Genomic DNA, 16,334 nt, shown 5'->3' with positions numbered 1-16,334 from the left:
TCCCCCTCCTACTCCGCCGCCACCAGGGTCGCGCCCTGCACGTGCGGCTTAGCAACCCGGTAGCTGGTGATCCGGTCCTCGACCTCATGGCGGAAGTGGCGGAACAGGCCCTGGATCGGCCAGGCGGCGGCGTCGCCCAGGGCGCAGATGGTGTGGCCTTCGACCTGGGTGGTGACGTCCAGCAGGGTGTCGATTTCCTTCATGTCGGCCTCGCCGGTCGCCATGCGCTCCATCACCCGCCACATCCAGCCGGTGCCCTCGCGGCACGGCGTGCACTGGCCGCAGCTCTCATGCTTGTAGAAGTAGCTCAGGCGGGCGATGGCGCGAACGAGATCGGTGTCCTTGTCCATGACCATGACCGCCGCCGTGCCCAGGCCCGACTTCAGCTCGCGCAGAGCGTCGAAGTCCATGAACAGGTCTTCGCACTGCTCGGCCGGGATCATCGGCACCGAGGCGCCGCCCGGAATGACGGCCTTCAGGTTGCCCCAGCCGCCCCGGATGCCGCCGCAATGGTCCTCGATCAGGGTGCGGAACTTAATGCTCATCGTCTCTTCGACGTTGCACGGCAGGTTCACATGGCCCGAGACGCAGAACAGCTTGGTGCCAGTGTTGTTCGGCCGTCCGAAGCCGGCGAACCACTCGGCTCCCCGACGCAGGATGGTGCCGACCACGGCGATGGACTCGACGTTGTTGACCGTCGTCGGGCAGCCATACAGGCCGGCGCCGGCCGGGAACGGCGGCTTCAGACGCGGCTGGCCCTTCTTGCCTTCCAGGCTTTCGAGCAGCGCGGTCTCTTCCCCACAGATGTAGGCCCCGCCGCCGTGGTGCATGTAGAGGTCGAAATCCCAGCCGTGGACATTGTCCTTGCCGATCAGCCTGGCCTCGTAGGCCTGCTTGATGGCGGCTTCCATGACCTCGCGCTCACGCACGTATTCGCCGCGGATGTAGATGTAGCAGGCGTGGGCCTGCATCGCGAAGGAGGCGATCAGGCAGCCTTCGATCAGCAGATGGGGATCATGCCGCATGATCTCCCGGTCCTTGCAGGTGCCCGGCTCGGACTCGTCGGCGTTGACGACCAGGTAGTGGGGACGGCCGTCCTTCACCTCCTTGGGCATGAAGGACCATTTCAGCCCGGTGCCGAACCCGGCCCCGCCCCGGCCGCGCAGGCCGCTGTTCTTGATGTTCTCGATGATCCACAGACCGCCAGCGTCCAGCATGTCCTTGGTGGCGTTCCAGCAGCCACGCTTCTTCGCGCCTTCCAGGCCCCAGTCGTGGAGCCCGTACAGGTTGGTGAAGATGCGGTCCTTGTCTTCGAGGATGCCGACCATCGGTAGTCTCGTCTCTTTCTCGCGGGAACGCCCCGCCCTATCAGCAAATGCCCGGGTGGGGAAACGTCCCCGCCTCAAGGATTCCAGGTTTCGAAGGGGTTGGCCTTGCGCCAGGCCGTCCGCTTCCAGATCACATAGAAGAACACCACCCAGCCGGCCGCCAGCATCGCGTAGCCGCCCAGCACGACCAGCTTGGGCAGCGGCGTGTAGGTTGAGGCCACCACGATGCCGACGCCGACCAGGATGACGATCAGCCCGACCAGCCGCTCGAAGCGGTGCAGGCCGCGCAGGGTGTCGATGTAGGCGATGCGCCGCTTGAGGACTTCGGCTTCCTTGGCGTGATCGTCGCTCATTCGACAATGCTCTTCGGCTTGGGTCCCAGCTCGCCGCGTTTTCGGGCCCGCAGGAACATCACCAGCACCACGGCGAACGGCACGGCCCCCGCCAGGACCAGCCCCAGCATGGCGCTGAAATTGTCATGCACCGCCCCGAAATAGACGGCCGCGGCCACGCACAGCGTCTCCCAGACCCAGGCGAACACCAGAGGCCGGTAGGCGATCAGCTCGCTCAAGGTGACCCTGTCCGCCACGCTATGCCTTACGCCGGCGCCTTGTCGGCCTTGGCCTTCTTGGCCTTCTCCGGGGCGTTGGGCAGCTTCAGCTTCTTGGCGTAGCTGCCGTCATAGAGCTTGGGATCGGTCAGGGTGTGGATGGCGCCCTTGGGCTCCGAGGCCCCCCGGCCGTCATACGACCCGGGCTTGGGCGCCTTGCCGGCCGCGAAATCGTCGAGGATGCCGGCCAGGCTCTCCGGCGTCAGGTCCTCGTAATAGTAGTCGTTGATCGCCGCCATCGGGGCGTTGCAGCAGGCGCCGAGGCACTCGACCTCTTCCCAGCTGAACTTGCCGTCGGCCGAGACGTGGTTCTTCGGCCCGATCTTCTTTTTCAGCACGTCGGCCAGCGAGCCCGCGCCGCGGATCATGCAGGGGGTGGTGCCGCACAGCTGCACGAAGGCGACCTTCCCGACCGGCTCCAGCTGGAACATGGTGTAGAAGGTCGCCACCTCCAGCACCCGGATGACCGGCATCTCCAGCATCGCCGCGACCAGTTCGATTGCCGGCTTGGAGACCCAGCCCTCCTGCTTCTGCGCCAGCCACAGCAGCGGGATCGACGCCGACTGCTTGCGGGCGGCCGGGTACTTGGCGAGCCAGAAATTGACGTCCTTCATCGACCCTTTCGAGAAGGCGAAGCTGTCGGGCTGGTCTTTGGCGAGGCGGCGGACGGACATGAATAGCGCTTCCAGCGATATGGCGACGGCGCGAAGACTCTCCGGCCGGTCCAGGCAATTGGGCGCCGATGTAGCCTGACCGCCTTGCGGCGACAATGGCCGTCAGGCGACCGGCGGCTTTTCCGGATCGGGCGCCGGCTCAACGGGCGGCGGTGGCGGCTTTCAGCCACCGTATCGTCGGCCCGGTCAACGATCTGGGGGGTTGGGCCTCTTGCCGAACTGAAACCTGCCGATGCGCGACATCAGCGTTTCGGCGCGTTGGATCCGTTCCAAGAGCGCGGCGTTTGCCTCGCTGACGACCGGAATCTGGCGCACGAGCAAGATCGCCGCCCAGCCGATCGCGACGAAAACCGGCAGGCTCACGAATCCGGCCAGCTGAGCGTTCAGGCCAAGGGCGCGCAGCACGCCCGCGAGGGCGCCGTCAAGAAAGAGCGGAATGGCCAGGGCAAACCACGGTCCATGCATGGAGAAGGCGACCAGAAACCCCTGCCACCGTTCCTTCTGGGTCTCCAGCTTCCAAGGGTTGCCGAGGTAGACAAACACCAAGTCGAACAGCGCCGCGATAGCGGCCCCGAACAGCGAGGCCAGAAGTCCCTGAGCCAGCGGGCTCATTGCCCCCCGAGCCTCGCGGAAGACCCGGAACAAGCTCCAGGACGGTGGACGCTCACTGTGTGTAGCTCATACTGACGATGCAGCCGCGATCGACGCGGTAGACGCTCAAGGTCGTCAGCGTTTCGGCGCTGTCCTTCACGGACACCGCTTCGGTCTGGGCCACCGTGTCGCCGTGGAAAATCTGCTCCACCACCCGGATGTGGATGGTCGGGAATTGCTTGAAGACCGTCTGGTCATAGCGGCCCAGGACAACCTCGCCGGTCTCGTCGACACCGGTGCTGGTGATCCGCGCGTCGGCGCTCATCAGTTCGGCCAGCGCCGCAACCTCGTGGCGGTTGTAGGCCTCGGTGTAGGCGTCCACCACGGCCTTGGCGTCCGGGATCGGCCCGACGGTCAGGGGAATACAGAAGGCCAGGGCTGTGGTGAGCGGTTCCACCTAGAGGCCTCGCTGGCCGATGGCGCCGCCACGGCTCATCGGATGAAATCGACCCGGGCGATCTGGCCGCCTTCGAAGCTGTAGATGGCGACCACCTCGAAAGGCGTGGCGTCCGGCGCGCGGAACACCCGCTCATGGTCCAGCACCTTGTCGCCGACCACGATGCGCGACACCAGCTCCGCCCGGTTCTGGGGGAACTGCGCGAACAGCCCGACATGCCGTTCGCGATACCCCTCGATCCCCGTCAGGTTCGGCGCCTCGTTCAGGTTGGCGACCTCGATGCCGGCGGTGAAATACCGGCACATCCCCTCGACGTCCTGGGCGTTGTAGGCGTCCAGCTGCGCCTGGACGACGTCGGCCGGGCTCACCGGTCGATTTCGCCGAACACGATGTCCAGGCTGCCGAGGATGGCGCTGACGTCGGCCAGCATGTGGCCGCGGTTCATCCAGTCCATGGCCGCCAGGTGCGGGAAGCCCGGCGCGCGGATCTTGCAGCGGTAAGGCTTGTTGCTACCATCGCTGACCAGATAGACGCCGAACTCGCCCTTCGGCGCTTCCACCATGGCGTAGACCTCGCCCTCCGGGGTGCGGAAGCCTTCGGTGTAGAGCTTGAAGTGGTGGATCAGGGCTTCCATCGACCGCTTCATCTCGGCGCGGCGCGGCGGGGTGATCTTGTTGTCCTGGGTCATCACCGGGCCGCGCACGGTGCGCAGCTTTTCACAGGCCTGGCGGATGATCTTGGTCGACTCCCGCATCTCCTGCATCCGGCAGAGGTAGCGATCGTAGCAGTCGCCGTTCTTGCCCAACGGGATCTGGAAATCGAAGTCGTTGTAGCACTCGTAGGGCTGGTTGCGGCGCAGGTCCCAGGCGATGCCTGAACCGCGCACCATGACGCCGGAGAAGCCCCAGGCCAGCGCCTCTTCCTTGGTCACCACGCCGATGTCGACGTTGCGCTGCTTGAAGATGCGGTTCTCGGTGATCAGGCCCTCAATGTCGTCGCAGACCTTCGGGAAGGCGATCGCCCATTTGTCGATGTCTTCGACCAGCTGGTCGGGCAGGTCCTGGTGGACGCCGCCCGGCCGGAAGTAGTTGCTGTGCAGACGAGCGCCGCAGGCGCGCTCGTAGAAGACCATCAGCTTCTCGCGCTCCTCGAAGCCCCACAGCGGCGGGGTCAGGGCGCCGACGTCCATGGCCTGGGTCGTCACGTTCAGGAGGTGGTTCAGGATGCGGCCGATTTCCGAATACAGCACCCGGATCAGGCTGCCGCGGATCGGCACCTCGACGCCCAGCAGCTTCTCGATGGCCAGGCAGAAGGCATGCTCCTGGTTCATCGGCGCCACGTAATCGAGGCGGTCGAAATAGGGGATGTTCTGGAGGTAGGTGCGGGCCTCCATCAGCTTCTCGGTGCCGCGGTGCAGGAGGCCGATGTGCGGATCGACCCGCTCGACGACCTCGCCGTCCAGCTCCAGAACCAGGCGCAGCACGCCGTGCGCGGCCGGGTGTTGCGGGCCGAAGTTGAGGTTGAACTTGCGGACCGGGGTTTCCGGCACGGCCGGCGAGCTCGGCGCGTCGCGGAAGAAGTCGGTCGCCTCGGCGGGCGCGTTGGAGCCGGTCATTGGCCTTTCTCCTTCGCCTTCTCGTCACCCGGCAGCGCGTATTGCGCGCCTTCCCAGGGGCTGAGGAAATCGAAGTTGCGGAACTCGGCGATCTTCACCGGCTCGTAGACCACCCGTTTGAGCTCGTCGTCATAGCGGACCTCGACATAGCCGGTCATCGGGAAGTCCTTGCGCAGCGGATGCCCGTGGAACCCGTAGTCGGTCAGAATGCGGCGCAGGTCGGGGTGGTTCTCAAAGAAGATGCCGTACATGTCGAACGCCTCGCGCTCGAACCAGTCGGCGACCGGATAGACCGGAACCACCGACGGCACCGGGGTGTCCTCGTCGGTCGACACCTTCACCCGGATGCGGTGGTTCTTCACCATCGACAGCAGGTGGTAGACGACCTCGAACCGCTGGGCGCGCTCGGGGTAGTCGACGCCGGCCAGGTCGATCAGCTGGTGGAACCGGCAATCGGGATGATCGCGCAGGAAGGTCAGGGCCTCCACTATGCGCGTAAGCTGGGCGCTGACGGTCAGCTCCCCGAAGGCGACGTCATAGGCGACGATCGAACCGGCGCTGTTGGCGACGATGGCCTGGCCCAGCGTTTCGAGGCTGGCGTCCAGTTCGGCGTGGGAAAGGCTCATCGCTCGATGGTCCCCGTCCGGCGGATTTTCTTCTGCAGCTGCAGCACGCCGTAGACCAGCGCCTCGGCGGTCGGCGGGCAGCCCGGGACATAGATGTCCACCGGCACAACCCGGTCGCAGCCGCGCACGACGCTGTAGCTGTAATAATAGTAGCCGCCGCCGTTGGCGCAGCTGCCCATGGAGATGACGTAGCGGGGCTCCGGCATCTGGTCGTAGACCTTGCGCAGGGCGGGGGCCATCTTGTTGGTCAGGGTGCCGGCGACGATCATCACGTCCGACTGCCGCGGGCTGGCGCGGGGCGCGAAGCCGTAGCGCTCCAGGTCGTAGCGCGGCATGGCCGAGTGCATCATCTCGACGGCGCAGCAGGCCAGGCCGAAGGTCATCCACATCAGGCTGCCCGTGCGGGCCCAGGTGATCAGGTCGTCGGCCGCCGCCACCACGAAGCCCTTGTCGGCCAGGCGGTCGGAGATCAGGTCGAAATAGGGATCGTGGACCTTGGGGTCGTAGGCCGGAACGGTGGAGCGGGCTGCCGAGCCTGCAGGAACGATTACTCCCATTCCAGGGCTCCCTTCTTCCATTCGTAGATGAAGCCGACGGTCAGTACCCCCAGGAAGGTCATCATGGACCAGAAGGCGAAGACCGAGGCGTCTTTGGGCAGGTTCATCAGGCTGACCGCCCAGGGGAACAGGAAGGCCACTTCCAGGTCGAAGATGATGAACAGGATCGAGACGAGGTAGAAACGCACGTCGAACTTCATCCGCGCGTCGTCGAAGGCGTTGAACCCGCACTCATAGGCCGAGACCTTTTCCGGGTCCGGCGCGGATGGCGCGAGGATGGCCGCGCCGAAGATGAAGACAAGGCCGATGACCAGCGCGATCCCGAGGAAGATCAGGATGGGCAGGTAGTTGAGCAGGAAGGCGTCCATGGTTTCCCCGGGGAGGAGTCGCGCGCGTTGTAGACCAAGGCTGGCGGGGGTTCAAAGGGGATTGATGCTTGAGCGATTCCTTCTCCCGCTTGTCGGGAGAAGGTGGCCCCCGAAGGGGGTCGGATGAGGGCGGCGCCGAGGGTCGGTGATTAGCGTCTACGCAGGCGCCAACCTTCCGGCGCCGGCGCTGCCCTCATCCGGCCGCTACGCGGCCACCTTCTCCCGACAAGCGGGAGAAGGGTTACGGTGTGCTTGCCCTCCCCGCTGCTCCATGCCGATATCGCCGCCATGAACAAGCGCCCGCTGGCCCTGCGATTCCTCGACGGCGTCGAACGCCTCGGCGACAAGCTCCCCGATCCGGTCTTCATCTTCGTCTGGCTGATCCTGGCCCTGGTCATCGCCAGTGTCATCTGCGCCCAGCTGGGCCTGTCGGTGGTCAATCCCGGCACCGGCGAGACCATGGTCGCCGAGAGTCTGCTGAGCCAGGAGAACCTGCGCCAGCTGTTCGTCGACATGCCCAAGACCCTGACCAGCTTCCCGCCGCTGGGCATGGTGCTGCTGGTCATGCTGGGGGCCGGCATCGCCGAGCGGGTCGGCCTGCTGTCGGCCGCCATCCGGGGCCTGGTGCGCCACACGCCCAAGCGCCTGCTGGCCCCGGTCATCATCCTGCTGGGCCTCCTGAGCAACCACGCCGTCGACAGTGGCTTCGTCGTGCTGGTCCCCCTGGCCGGCATCGCCTTCGCCGCGGCAGGACGCCATCCGGTGGCCGGCATGGCCTGCGCCTTCTCCGCCTGTGTCGGCGCCTTCTCCGGCAATCCGACGCCCAGCCAGTTCGACGCCCTGATCCTCGGCTTCACCGAGTCGGCCGTGCACATCCTCGAACCCGGCTGGAAGGTCAACATGGTCGGCAACTGGTGGTTCACGGCCGCCGCCGCCGCCCTGTTCGTGCCGATCGGCTGGTGGGTCACCGAGGCCATCGTCGAGCCGCGCCTGGGCCCCTGGACGCCGCCGGAGGACCACCGCCCCGCCGATCTGCCGCTCAGCAACGAGGAGCGCCGGGGCCTGATCTTCGCCGGCCTGGCCATCCTCGGCGTCGCCGTCCTCTGGACCTTCCTCGCCGTCTCCCCGACCGGCCCCCTGCTCGACCGCGCGGCGGAGGGCATGGGCCAGTGGACGCCCTTCTTCCGCTCGCTGGTCGCCGGCTTCTTCATCCTCTTCCTGATGGCCGGCATCGCCTTCGGCGCCAGCGTCGGGATCATCAAGAGCCACCGCGACGTGGTGCGGCTGGCCGGCGAATCGATGATCTCCATGGCCCCCTACATCGTCCTGGCCTTCGCCGCCGCCCACTTCATCGCCATGTTCAACTGGTCGAACCTCGGCGCCATCGTCGCCATCAACGGGGCCGAGGCGCTGCGGGCCACAGGCGTGCCTCTGGTCTTCCTGCTGCTCGGCGTCGTCATCCTGACCGCCGTCCTCGACCTGTTCATCGGCTCGGCCTCGGCCAAGTGGGCCGCCCTGGCGCCGGTGCTGGTGCCGATGTTCATGGCGCTGGGCGTCAGCCCGGAGATGACCACCGCCGCCTACCGCATGGGCGATTCGACGGTGAACATGGTCAGCCCCCTGATGCCCTATTTCCCGCTGGTCCTGGCCTTCGCCCAGCGCTGGCAGCCCAGCCTGGGAGTCGGCGGCCTGATGAGTTCGGTCCTGCCGTTCAGCATCGCCTTCATGGTGGTGGCCCTGGCCGTCACCGGCCTGTGGGGTGTGATGAAATGGCCCACCGGACCAGCCGCGCCCTTCGCCTACACCACCCCCATCGGCCCCCTGCCCGCGCCTGGGACGCCGGCCCCGGTCATGCCGGGCCACTGACTTTCAAAAAAGCCGCCGAAAGCTTTCGGGGTTTGCTTGACAGGGCAGGAGCATCCCCCTATTCCGCCCTCCTCGCGCTGCTGCGAAGCGATGCGGATGTAGCTCAGTTGGTTAGAGCGCCGGCCTGTCACGCCGGAGGTCGCGGGTTCGAGTCCCGTCATTCGCGCCACTTTCCCCCATAATTTAGGCATTCGCGCCCATCCGGGCCCGGCTAGTCTGCGCGCTCAATCGGGAGCCCGTCCATGTCCGCCCTGCTCGCCCTGGCCCTCGCCGCCGTGCTGTACGAACCCGCCAATCCCAATGCCGGCGAGTTCGACCAGACCGGCTATGTCCGCGCGCCGATCACCGCCGCCGACAAGAAGGTCGAGAACATGCCCGCCGCCATCGCCGAGTGGAACGGCGCCGCCTGGTGGCAGGCCTTGACCTGGTGCTCGGTCATGCATGGCGTCCAGAAGCTGCGGCTGGAGAAGGCGGGCGCGCCGCAGGCCGCTCTGGACGAGCAGCAGAAGCTCAATCAGACCTACATCAAACTGGCCATGGCGCGGCTCGTCGCCGACCGCAAGATCACGGCCGATCAGGCCTGGGACAACTTCGGCGAGGCCGAAGACGTCTACTGGTCCTACGGCTATATGTATCAGCCGCTGAATTACGAGCGCGAGGCCATGACCTGCCGCCTGTTCCAGACGCGCGTGGCCCGCCTCTAGTCTCAATGTTTTCCGCTCATCCCGGCGAATGCCGGGACCCATCCGCCAGAGCGCGGACCCGTCGGATTGATCGCCATCCAAGCCCTAATGGAGCCAGGATATTTGGCATCGAGATCACGCGGATGGGTCCCGGCATTCGCCGGGATGAGCGGGGGGATAGAGCTAGCTTTTCGGCTCGCTTTTCCTCATCCGCCCCCGCTTCGCCAACCCCTCGCGGATCAGCACCTCCAGCTGCGCGTTCACACTGCGCAGCTCATCGGCCGCGAGGCGCTCGACCGCGTCGAGCACCTCGGGCTTCACCCGCAGCAGAAAAGCCTTCTTGCCGGGGCTGGCCATGGCCCTAGTAGAGCGAGCCGGTGTTGAGCACGGGCTGGGCCTCGCGGTCGGCGCAGAGCACCACCAGCAGGTTCGAGACCATGGCCGCCTTGCGCTCCTCGTCCAGGTCGACGACGCCGCGTTCGCTCAGCTGCTGCAGGGCGCTCTCGACCATCGACACCGCGCCGGCGACGATCATCGCCCGCGCCGCCAGCACCGCCTGCGCCTGCTGGCGCTTGAGCATGGCCCCGGCGATCTCCGGCGCATAGGCCAGGTGCATCAGGTGGCATTCGTCGACGGCGATGCCGGCCACCGCCACCCGCTCCTGCAGGTCAACCTTCAACCGCTCGCTGACCACCTCGGCGTCGGCCCGCAGGGTCGGCTCGTCGTTCTCGGCGTGGTCGTAGGCGTAGTGACGGGTCACCTCGCGCAGGGCCGTCTCGATCTGGATGTTGATGAAGGCCTGGTAGTCGTCGACGTCGAACAGGGCCTGGGCCGAGTCGGCCACCCGCCAGACGACGTTGGCGGCGATCTCGATCGGGTTGCCGCCCTTGTCGTTGACCTTCAGCATCTCGCTGGTGACGTTTCGCACCCGCATGCTGATCTTCTTGCGGCCGTACCAGGGCAGCACCCAGCGCAGGCCGGTGTTGCGGTCGGTGCCCTTGTAGTTGCCGAACAGGGTGATGGCCGAGGCCTCGTTCGGCTGCAGGGCGTAGAAGCCGGTCAGGGCCAGGGCGGCCAGCACGATGCCGCCGATGCCCAGCAGGCCCCGGACCGGATGGTCCTCGATATCGACGATCTGCCAGGCGCCGGCGCCCAGCATGATGAGCGCGACCAGCAGCACCAGGATCCCGTTGATTCCGCCGCCCGGCCGTTCGTTGGTCTTGTTGATCGCCTTGTGCTCGGTCATGAGCCGCCCTCCAATTGATATGAAAGTGATATCACTTTTGGAGGCGGCGCCAACTTAAATCGCTGTAACGGGGACACATTGAATTTCCCCGCGCCGGCGGACCGTCAGCGCCGTCCTGGCGGAAATTCAATGTGCCCCCTCTTGCCGGCGCTAAAGTCCCAGCACCAGCTTCGCCATGATGTTCCGCTGGATCTCGTTCGACCCCGCGTAGATCGAGGCCTTACGATAGTTGAAGTAGGACGGCGCCGCCGGCGCGGCGTAATCCGGACCCGGCCGCGGTTCGTTGGTCTTCGCCCAGGTGTCGGCCACGAACGGCGTCGCATAGTGCCCCACCGCCTCGACCGCCAGCTCGGTGATCGCCTGCTGCACCTCGCTGCCAGCGCACTTCAGCATCGAGGATGCCGGCCCCACCGGCTCACCGCCGCTGATCGCCGAGAAAATCCGCAGTTCGGTGGCGTTCAGGGTCGCCACATCGATCTCCAGCTGCGCCAGTTTGCGCTGGAAGTCGCGGTCGCGGATCAGCGCCTCGCCGTCATCGCCCAGCTCCGCCGAGGCGATCTTGCGCACCTTGTTCAGGGCGTTGGTCAGGCTCGGCGCGAAGGCGTTGCCCCGCTCGAACTCCAGCAAATACTTGGCGTAGGTCCAGCCCTTGCCCTCCTCGCCGATGCGGTTGGCGACCGGCACCCGGACATCGGTGAAGAAGACCTGGTTGATCTCCTGCTGGCCGTCGACCGGCCCGTCCAGGGTCGGCAGCGACTTGACCACCACGCCGGGCGTATCCATCCGCAGCAGCAGGAAGGAGATGCCGTTCTGCGGCTTGGCTTCCTGCGACGTCCGCACCAGGCAGAACATCCAGTCGGCCCATTGCGCCTGGGTCGTCCAGATCTTCGAGCCGTTCAGCACATAATGGTCGCCGTCCCGGTCGGCCCGCATCTGCAGACTGGCCAAATCCGACCCCGACCCCGGCTCCGAATAGCCCTGGCACCACCAGATGTCGCTGGTCAGGATCGGCGGCAGGTGCTGCTGCTTCTGCTCCTCGGTGCCGAACGCCAGGATCACCGGCGCCACCATGTTCAGCCCCATGGGCGAGGAACGCGGCACCCCGGCCTGGCCCATCTCCATGTTGAAGATGTAGCGCTGCGAGGCGGTGAACCCCGACCCGCCCCGCTCGACCGGCCAGTCGGTGGCCGCCCAGCCGCGGGCGGCCAGCTTCTTCTGCCACTTCACCTGGCCGGCCTTGTCGAGGTAGCCGTTCTTCGACTGCGCCATCTGCTTGCGCATGTCGTCGTCGTAGTTGGCCGCGATCCAGTCGCGGACCTCCTGCTGGAAGGCCCGGTCGGCGTCGGAGAAGGCGAGATCCATGGCCCTACTCCACGGCGTCGAGGTATTCGATCTCCGGCGCGCCGGCCATCGTCGGACCCATCGCCCGGCCGCCGGCCTTGAAGTAGTCGGTGCCGCCATGAGCCTTGAGGGAGTCCGCGTCGGCGTACAGCTCCAGAACCTTGTAGACGCCTGGCTCCGTCCGGCTCTTGGTCAGCTGGTAGACGAGACAGCCGGATTCATTGGCCTTCACCTGCGCGGCCATATCGAGAAAGATCTTCTCGAACTCCGCCGCCTTGGCTTCCTGCACGAACAGCTTGGCCACCACACCGATCATCGTCTTCGCTCCCAAACAGTTGTTTGACTGACCATGGCGCGGGTGACGGCGTGGGGCAAGTGCGATGTGGGGGGAGGAACTTGCCCTAGCTCTTCGCCCCCTTGGCCGCCATCGCCTCGGCGTAGCGGCGCAGGACGGTGCTGTACTGGTCCCCCGTCTCGACCATGACGATGTCCTCGAACGGATAGTCGAGCGGCTCTTCCATCCAGGCCCCGGCCCCGTCGATCAGCTGCAGCCGCACCTGGTCGTCGAACACGGCCAGCACCTTGCCGACCTCCATCTCGTCCTCGTCGTGCAGGCAGACGGTGGCGTCCACCGCCAGGGCCGAGGCGAACAGGGCCCGGAAGCCCGACAGGTTCAGCCAGTCGAAGGCCTCGGTGGGCACAGCCCCGTTCCAGGCCAGGATCGCCTGGCGGTCCTTGTGGATCGGGTCGCGGACCACCGTCTCGATGCGTTGCAGCGGAATGATCCGCACGCCGTCGCTGGTCCAGGCCTCGAACACCTCCAGCAGCACGAACGCGCCGGTCAGGCCGACGACGAAGCCCTCATGCTCCTCGCCCCCCGCCGAATCCTTGAGCGTGATCTCGATGTAGTCGCCGGCCACCAGATGGGGGCGCAGCCGTGACGCGATGGTCAGGGTCAGCGCCGCTCGTTCCAGCCGTAGGCCACCCAGTGGTGACCGCCGACCTTATGGGCCTCGATGACGCCGTCGTCGGCGGCGCGGGCCCGGGCCTTGCGGCCGGCGCGGCTGGCCAGGGCGACGAAGGCCAGGGTGGCGCTGGTCATGACGGCGAGGACCACCACGGTGGTGACGGCGAAGACGGTGAGGACCGAGCCGATGATCACGGCGGCCACGGTGGCCAGCAGGCCGCCGATCCAGGCCAGGGCCTTCATTCCGGTCGTCGCGCCCCCGCGGGTCATCTGGTCCATGGCCACTCCTTCGGACGCCAGCGAGGCGTCCATGGCTATATAGTTTGGCCGTCCGGCCTGAACGTCAACCGAATGCGCTGTTCAAGAGTCGAAATTTAGGCGTTCTGCCTCTCAAGGTGACTGTCTCGCGCAGCGTGACTGTCACCGTGCGGCGTCGACGGTGACAGTCATCCGGCTGCGCCGGAGGACAGTCGCCTAGGCGGCGCCGGCCATCCGCAGTTCCCGGCGCTCGCTCATCGCCGTGTCGAAGGCGGCGTTGATCGCCGCCGCCTTGGATTCGGCCACCGCGATGAACTCCTCGGGCAGGCCCCGGGCCCGCGCCCGGTCCGGGTGGGCCGACGACAGCTGGCGCTTCCACTCGGCCCGCAGCTCCTCGTCCGAGGCGTCGGGCAGCACGCCAAGGATGACATAGGGGTCGTCCTTGCCGGCTCCCAGGTGGGTGGCTTTCAGCCGCCGCAGGGTCAGCCGCGACAGGCCGAACAGGTCCGACACCCGCTCCAGGTAGTCGAGCTCGTCCATCGTCACCACGCCGTCCGAGCCGGCGATGTGGAACAGGCCGTCGAGCACGTCCTCCAGCAGCTGCGGGCAGCCGCGATAGCGCTTGGCCAGCCGCCGGGCATAGCTTTCGAAGCCCAGCGAGGTCTGCCGCGCCAGCTCATAGAGGCGGCGCACGTTGCGCTCGGAGCCTTCGTCCGGCTGGAAGACGGTGGCGAAGGCGGCGTATTCGGCATGGTCGGCCCGGCCGTCGGCCTTGGCCAGCTTGGCGCCCAACGCCGTCACCGCCGTCGAGAACGCGGGGTCCTCGCCGGGTAGCCCCGCTGGGCAGTCGGGACAGTCGGCTTCGTCCACGCGGTTCGCGGCGAGCCTTGCAATGTTGCGCCAAAAGGTCATGGGAAGGAGATCACAGGATACGATGATGGCGGCGGCATGACAACGACGAGCGTAACGCGGTTGGGTGAAGCTTTCGTCAGGATTCCGAGCACTCTCTGTTTGCCCCCAAACACAGGCCCGGACCGAGTTCGCCTCGGGGCTCCCTTCTCCCCTTGTGGGAGAAGGTGGCGCGAAGCGCCGGATGAGGGGTCGATAGGTCTCAAATCTGCGCAGAGGTGGCGCCCACAGGCTGTGTCGGAAGCCGGTGAGCCCCCTCATCCGACCCCTTCGGGGCCACCTTCTCCCGCGAGGGGAGAAGGGAGACCAGAGGCGAACTCGCGGGAAGGGAGCCGCACATGACCCGCTGGTCGTTCTGGATCGACCGCGGCGGCACCTTCACCGACGTCGTGGCCCGGGGCCCCGACGGCGCCGAGCACACCCTCAAGCTCCTGTCCCAGTCGCCCGCCTATCCCGACGCCGCCGTCGAGGCCATGCGCCGCCTGCTGGGCGCCAAGCCCGGCGAGCCCTTCCCGGCCGACCGCGTCGAAGCCATCAAGATGGGCACCACCGTCGCCACCAACGCCCTGCTGGAGCGCAAGGGCGCCCGCACCCTGCTGGTCACCACCCGGGGCTTCGCCGACGCCCTGGTCATCGGCGACCAGTCGCGGCCCGAGCTGTTCGCCCTCGACCTCGTTCGACCCGACCCGCTCTACGCCGCCGTCCTCGAGGCCGACGAACGACTGGCCAGCGACGGCGCGGTTGTCCGCCCGCTTGACGAGGCCGCCCTCGCCGCCGCCCTCAACCAGGCCCGCGCCGACGGCGCCACCGCCGTCGCCATCGCCTTCCTGCACAGCGACCTCAACCCCGCCCATGAGATCGCCGCCGGCCGCCTGGCCCAGGCGGCGGGCTTCACCTACGTGGCCCTTTCCAGCGAGGTCTCGCCCCTGCCCCGCTTCGTGCCCCGGGCCGAGACGGCGGTGGCCGACGCTTACCTGACCCCCGTCCTGCGGGCCTACGTCGACCAGGTCGCCTCGGCCGTGAACGGCGCCCCCCTGTGGTTCATGACCAGCGCCGGGGCCCTGGTCCGCGCCGACGCCTTCCGGGGCAAGGACGCCGTCGTCTCCGGCCCGGCCGGCGGCGTTGTCGGCGTCGCCGAGACGGCCCGCCAGGCGAATGCCCCCGCCGTGCTCGGCTTCGACATGGGCGGCACCTCGACCGACGTCTGCCGCTTCGCCGGCGTCCTCGAACGCCGCGACAAGGCCAATGTCGCCGGCGCCAAACTCCGTTCCCCCATGCTCGACGTCGAGACCGTCGCCGCCGGCGGCGGCTCGATCCTGGCCTTCGACGGCATGCGGGCCCGCGTCGGCCCGGGCAGCGCCGGCGCGAACCCCGGCCCGGCCGCCTACGGTCGCGGCGGCCCGGCCACCGTCACCGACGCCAACCTGGTGCTGGGCCGCCTCGACCCCGCCTGGTTCCCCAGCATCTTCGGCCCCACCGCCGACGCGCCGCTGAACGTCGCCGCCGCCCGCGCGGCCTTAAGCGACCTCGCCGCCGCCATGTCCCTGCCGAGCCCTGAGGCCGCCGCCGAAGGCTTCATCGCCGTCGCCGTCGAGCACACCGCCCAGGCCATCCGCCGCATCTCCACCGAACGCGGCTTCGACCCCCGGGACCATGCCCTGGTGGCGTTCGGCGGCGCGGCCGGCCAGATCGCCTGCGATGTGGCGGATGCGCTGGGGATGACCACGGTGCTGAGCCCGAGGCCGGCGTCGCTGCTGTCGGCCTGGGGCATCGGCCAGGCGAGGGTCCGGGCTTTGCGGCAGGCGGGGCTGGAAGCGGTGCTCTCTCCCGAAGGCCTGTCATCGGCCGCCGCCCTCGCCGACCGCCTCACCACCGAAGCCACCGAATCCCTCGCCGCCCAGGGCTCGGCGCCAGGCGACCGCACCGTCCGGCTGATGCTCCGCTACGACGGCGCGGACGCGGTGCTGCCGGTCGCGCCAGCCGACGAAGCCACGGTGAAGGCCGCCTTCGAACAAGCCCACCAACGCCTCTTCGGCTTCATCGAACCCGCCCGCACCATCCTCGTCGCCAGCGTGGAGGTCGAGGCGGAGGAGTTCGCGCATCCCCAGTTCCTCCCCCTCTCGGGGGAGGGGGACCATGCGAAGCATGGTGGAGGGGGTCCCCACGAACGCCAGCAACAGCCTGTAGAAACGACATCCCGATCGCCGGTGGGGGGGGGGGGGGGGGGGGGGGGGGGGG

General features: G+C 67.5%; 20 protein-coding genes, 1 tRNA gene and 1 pseudogene. 4 read left to right on the top strand and 18 right to left on the bottom strand.

Features of this window, described 5'->3' with window-relative positions:
* Window positions 1-8: 8 nt before the first annotated feature.
* The 11 genes from nuoF to AC1RSK_RS05870 form a co-directional block, all read right to left on the bottom strand.
* Window positions 9-1,328 carry an NADH-quinone oxidoreductase subunit NuoF gene (nuoF, locus tag AC1RSK_RS05920; RefSeq protein ID WP_492906409.1) on the bottom strand — a complete coding sequence of 440 codons (1,320 nt, stop codon included), beginning with the start codon at window positions 1,326-1,328 and terminating at the stop codon, window positions 9-11.
* Window positions 1,329-1,402: 74 nt separating this feature from the next.
* Entirely contained in the window at window positions 1,403-1,681 is a 279-nt protein-coding gene (locus AC1RSK_RS05915) for a hypothetical protein (RefSeq protein WP_492906408.1), read from the bottom strand.
* On the bottom strand, window positions 1,678-1,917 hold the full coding sequence (locus AC1RSK_RS05910) for a hypothetical protein (protein ID WP_492906407.1): 240 nt from the start codon (window positions 1,915-1,917) through the stop codon (window positions 1,678-1,680). Before AC1RSK_RS05910 ends, AC1RSK_RS05915 begins: the two co-directional genes overlap by 4 nt.
* An 8-nt stretch (window positions 1,918-1,925) precedes the next feature.
* A complete protein-coding gene (gene nuoE / locus AC1RSK_RS05905; RefSeq protein WP_492906406.1) occupies window positions 1,926-2,612 on the bottom strand; it encodes an NADH-quinone oxidoreductase subunit NuoE in 687 nt (228 codons plus the stop codon).
* A gap of 186 nt (window positions 2,613-2,798) precedes the next feature.
* The gene (locus tag AC1RSK_RS05900) at window positions 2,799-3,224 is read right to left on the bottom strand and encodes a hypothetical protein (RefSeq protein ID WP_492906404.1); all 426 of its coding nucleotides are present in this window, start codon (window positions 3,222-3,224) and stop codon (window positions 2,799-2,801) included.
* Between the two features lie 52 nt (window positions 3,225-3,276).
* Window positions 3,277-3,660 (bottom strand): nuclear transport factor 2 family protein, encoded by a 384-nt coding sequence (locus AC1RSK_RS05895; RefSeq protein WP_492906402.1) that lies wholly within the window; start codon window positions 3,658-3,660, stop codon window positions 3,277-3,279.
* Window positions 3,661-3,695: 35 nt separating this feature from the next.
* Window positions 3,696-4,028 (bottom strand): nuclear transport factor 2 family protein, encoded by a 333-nt coding sequence (locus tag AC1RSK_RS05890; RefSeq protein ID WP_492906400.1) that lies wholly within the window; start codon window positions 4,026-4,028, stop codon window positions 3,696-3,698.
* Complete coding sequence (locus AC1RSK_RS05885) at window positions 4,025-5,275, bottom strand: NADH-quinone oxidoreductase subunit D (RefSeq protein ID WP_492906398.1); 1,251 nt, start codon at window positions 5,273-5,275, stop codon at window positions 4,025-4,027. The genes AC1RSK_RS05890 and AC1RSK_RS05885 overlap by 4 nt, the downstream gene beginning before the upstream one ends.
* On the bottom strand, window positions 5,272-5,901 hold the full coding sequence (locus AC1RSK_RS05880) for an NADH-quinone oxidoreductase subunit C (RefSeq protein WP_492906396.1): 630 nt from the start codon (window positions 5,899-5,901) through the stop codon (window positions 5,272-5,274). Before AC1RSK_RS05880 ends, AC1RSK_RS05885 begins: the two co-directional genes overlap by 4 nt.
* Entirely contained in the window at window positions 5,898-6,479 is a 582-nt protein-coding gene (locus AC1RSK_RS05875; protein WP_492906395.1) for a NuoB/complex I 20 kDa subunit family protein, read from the bottom strand. The genes AC1RSK_RS05880 and AC1RSK_RS05875 overlap by 4 nt, the downstream gene beginning before the upstream one ends.
* Window positions 6,449-6,826: an NADH-quinone oxidoreductase subunit A gene (locus AC1RSK_RS05870; protein WP_492906393.1), complete on the bottom strand. Its 378-nt coding sequence runs from the start codon at window positions 6,824-6,826 to the stop codon at window positions 6,449-6,451. Before AC1RSK_RS05870 ends, AC1RSK_RS05875 begins: the two co-directional genes overlap by 31 nt.
* Before the next feature lie 288 nt (window positions 6,827-7,114).
* On the opposite strand from AC1RSK_RS05870, the gene AC1RSK_RS05865 reads away from it, so the two are divergent.
* The 3 genes from AC1RSK_RS05865 to AC1RSK_RS05855 all read left to right on the top strand — a co-directional run bounded on the left by AC1RSK_RS05865 (window position 7,115) and on the right by AC1RSK_RS05855 (window position 9,396).
* Entirely contained in the window at window positions 7,115-8,692 is a 1,578-nt protein-coding gene (locus tag AC1RSK_RS05865; RefSeq protein WP_492906391.1) for an AbgT family transporter, read from the top strand.
* A gap of 92 nt (window positions 8,693-8,784) precedes the next feature.
* Window positions 8,785-8,861: transfer RNA gene (locus tag AC1RSK_RS05860), tRNA-Asp, on the top strand.
* Window positions 8,862-8,934: 73 nt separating this feature from the next.
* Entirely contained in the window at window positions 8,935-9,396 is a 462-nt protein-coding gene (locus AC1RSK_RS05855; protein WP_492906390.1) for a hypothetical protein, read from the top strand.
* A gap of 162 nt (window positions 9,397-9,558) precedes the next feature.
* On the opposite strand, the gene AC1RSK_RS05850 is transcribed toward AC1RSK_RS05855, so the two are convergent.
* From AC1RSK_RS05850 to AC1RSK_RS05820, 7 genes are all read right to left on the bottom strand, one after another.
* Window positions 9,559-9,732 (bottom strand): type II toxin-antitoxin system antitoxin, encoded by a 174-nt coding sequence (locus AC1RSK_RS05850; RefSeq protein WP_492906388.1) that lies wholly within the window; start codon window positions 9,730-9,732, stop codon window positions 9,559-9,561.
* A gap of 4 nt (window positions 9,733-9,736) precedes the next feature.
* Entirely contained in the window at window positions 9,737-10,621 is an 885-nt protein-coding gene (locus tag AC1RSK_RS05845; protein ID WP_492906386.1) for an SPFH domain-containing protein, read from the bottom strand.
* Between the two features lie 150 nt (window positions 10,622-10,771).
* Complete coding sequence (locus tag AC1RSK_RS05840; RefSeq protein ID WP_492906384.1) at window positions 10,772-11,983, bottom strand: acyl-CoA dehydrogenase family protein; 1,212 nt, start codon at window positions 11,981-11,983, stop codon at window positions 10,772-10,774.
* Between the two features lie 4 nt (window positions 11,984-11,987).
* Window positions 11,988-12,278 (bottom strand): putative quinol monooxygenase, encoded by a 291-nt coding sequence (locus AC1RSK_RS05835; protein WP_492906382.1) that lies wholly within the window; start codon window positions 12,276-12,278, stop codon window positions 11,988-11,990.
* A gap of 85 nt (window positions 12,279-12,363) precedes the next feature.
* Window positions 12,364-12,882: a hypothetical protein gene (locus AC1RSK_RS05830; RefSeq protein ID WP_492906380.1), complete on the bottom strand. Its 519-nt coding sequence runs from the start codon at window positions 12,880-12,882 to the stop codon at window positions 12,364-12,366.
* 35 nt (window positions 12,883-12,917) lie between these two features.
* Entirely contained in the window at window positions 12,918-13,208 is a 291-nt protein-coding gene (locus AC1RSK_RS05825; protein WP_492906379.1) for a hypothetical protein, read from the bottom strand.
* Between the two features lie 195 nt (window positions 13,209-13,403).
* Window positions 13,404-14,099: a TerB family tellurite resistance protein gene (locus AC1RSK_RS05820; protein WP_492906377.1), complete on the bottom strand. Its 696-nt coding sequence runs from the start codon at window positions 14,097-14,099 to the stop codon at window positions 13,404-13,406.
* A gap of 335 nt (window positions 14,100-14,434) precedes the next feature.
* Here AC1RSK_RS05820 and AC1RSK_RS05815 point away from each other — a divergent pair.
* Window positions 14,435-16,334 (top strand): annotated as a pseudogene (locus AC1RSK_RS05815) (hydantoinase/oxoprolinase family protein); the annotation flags it as partial.

The organism is Caulobacter sp. GW821-FHT11A05 (assembly GCF_058809015.1).
The sequence above is the reverse complement of the archived record's forward strand: the minus strand, read 5'-3'. Positions and strand labels throughout refer to the sequence as shown.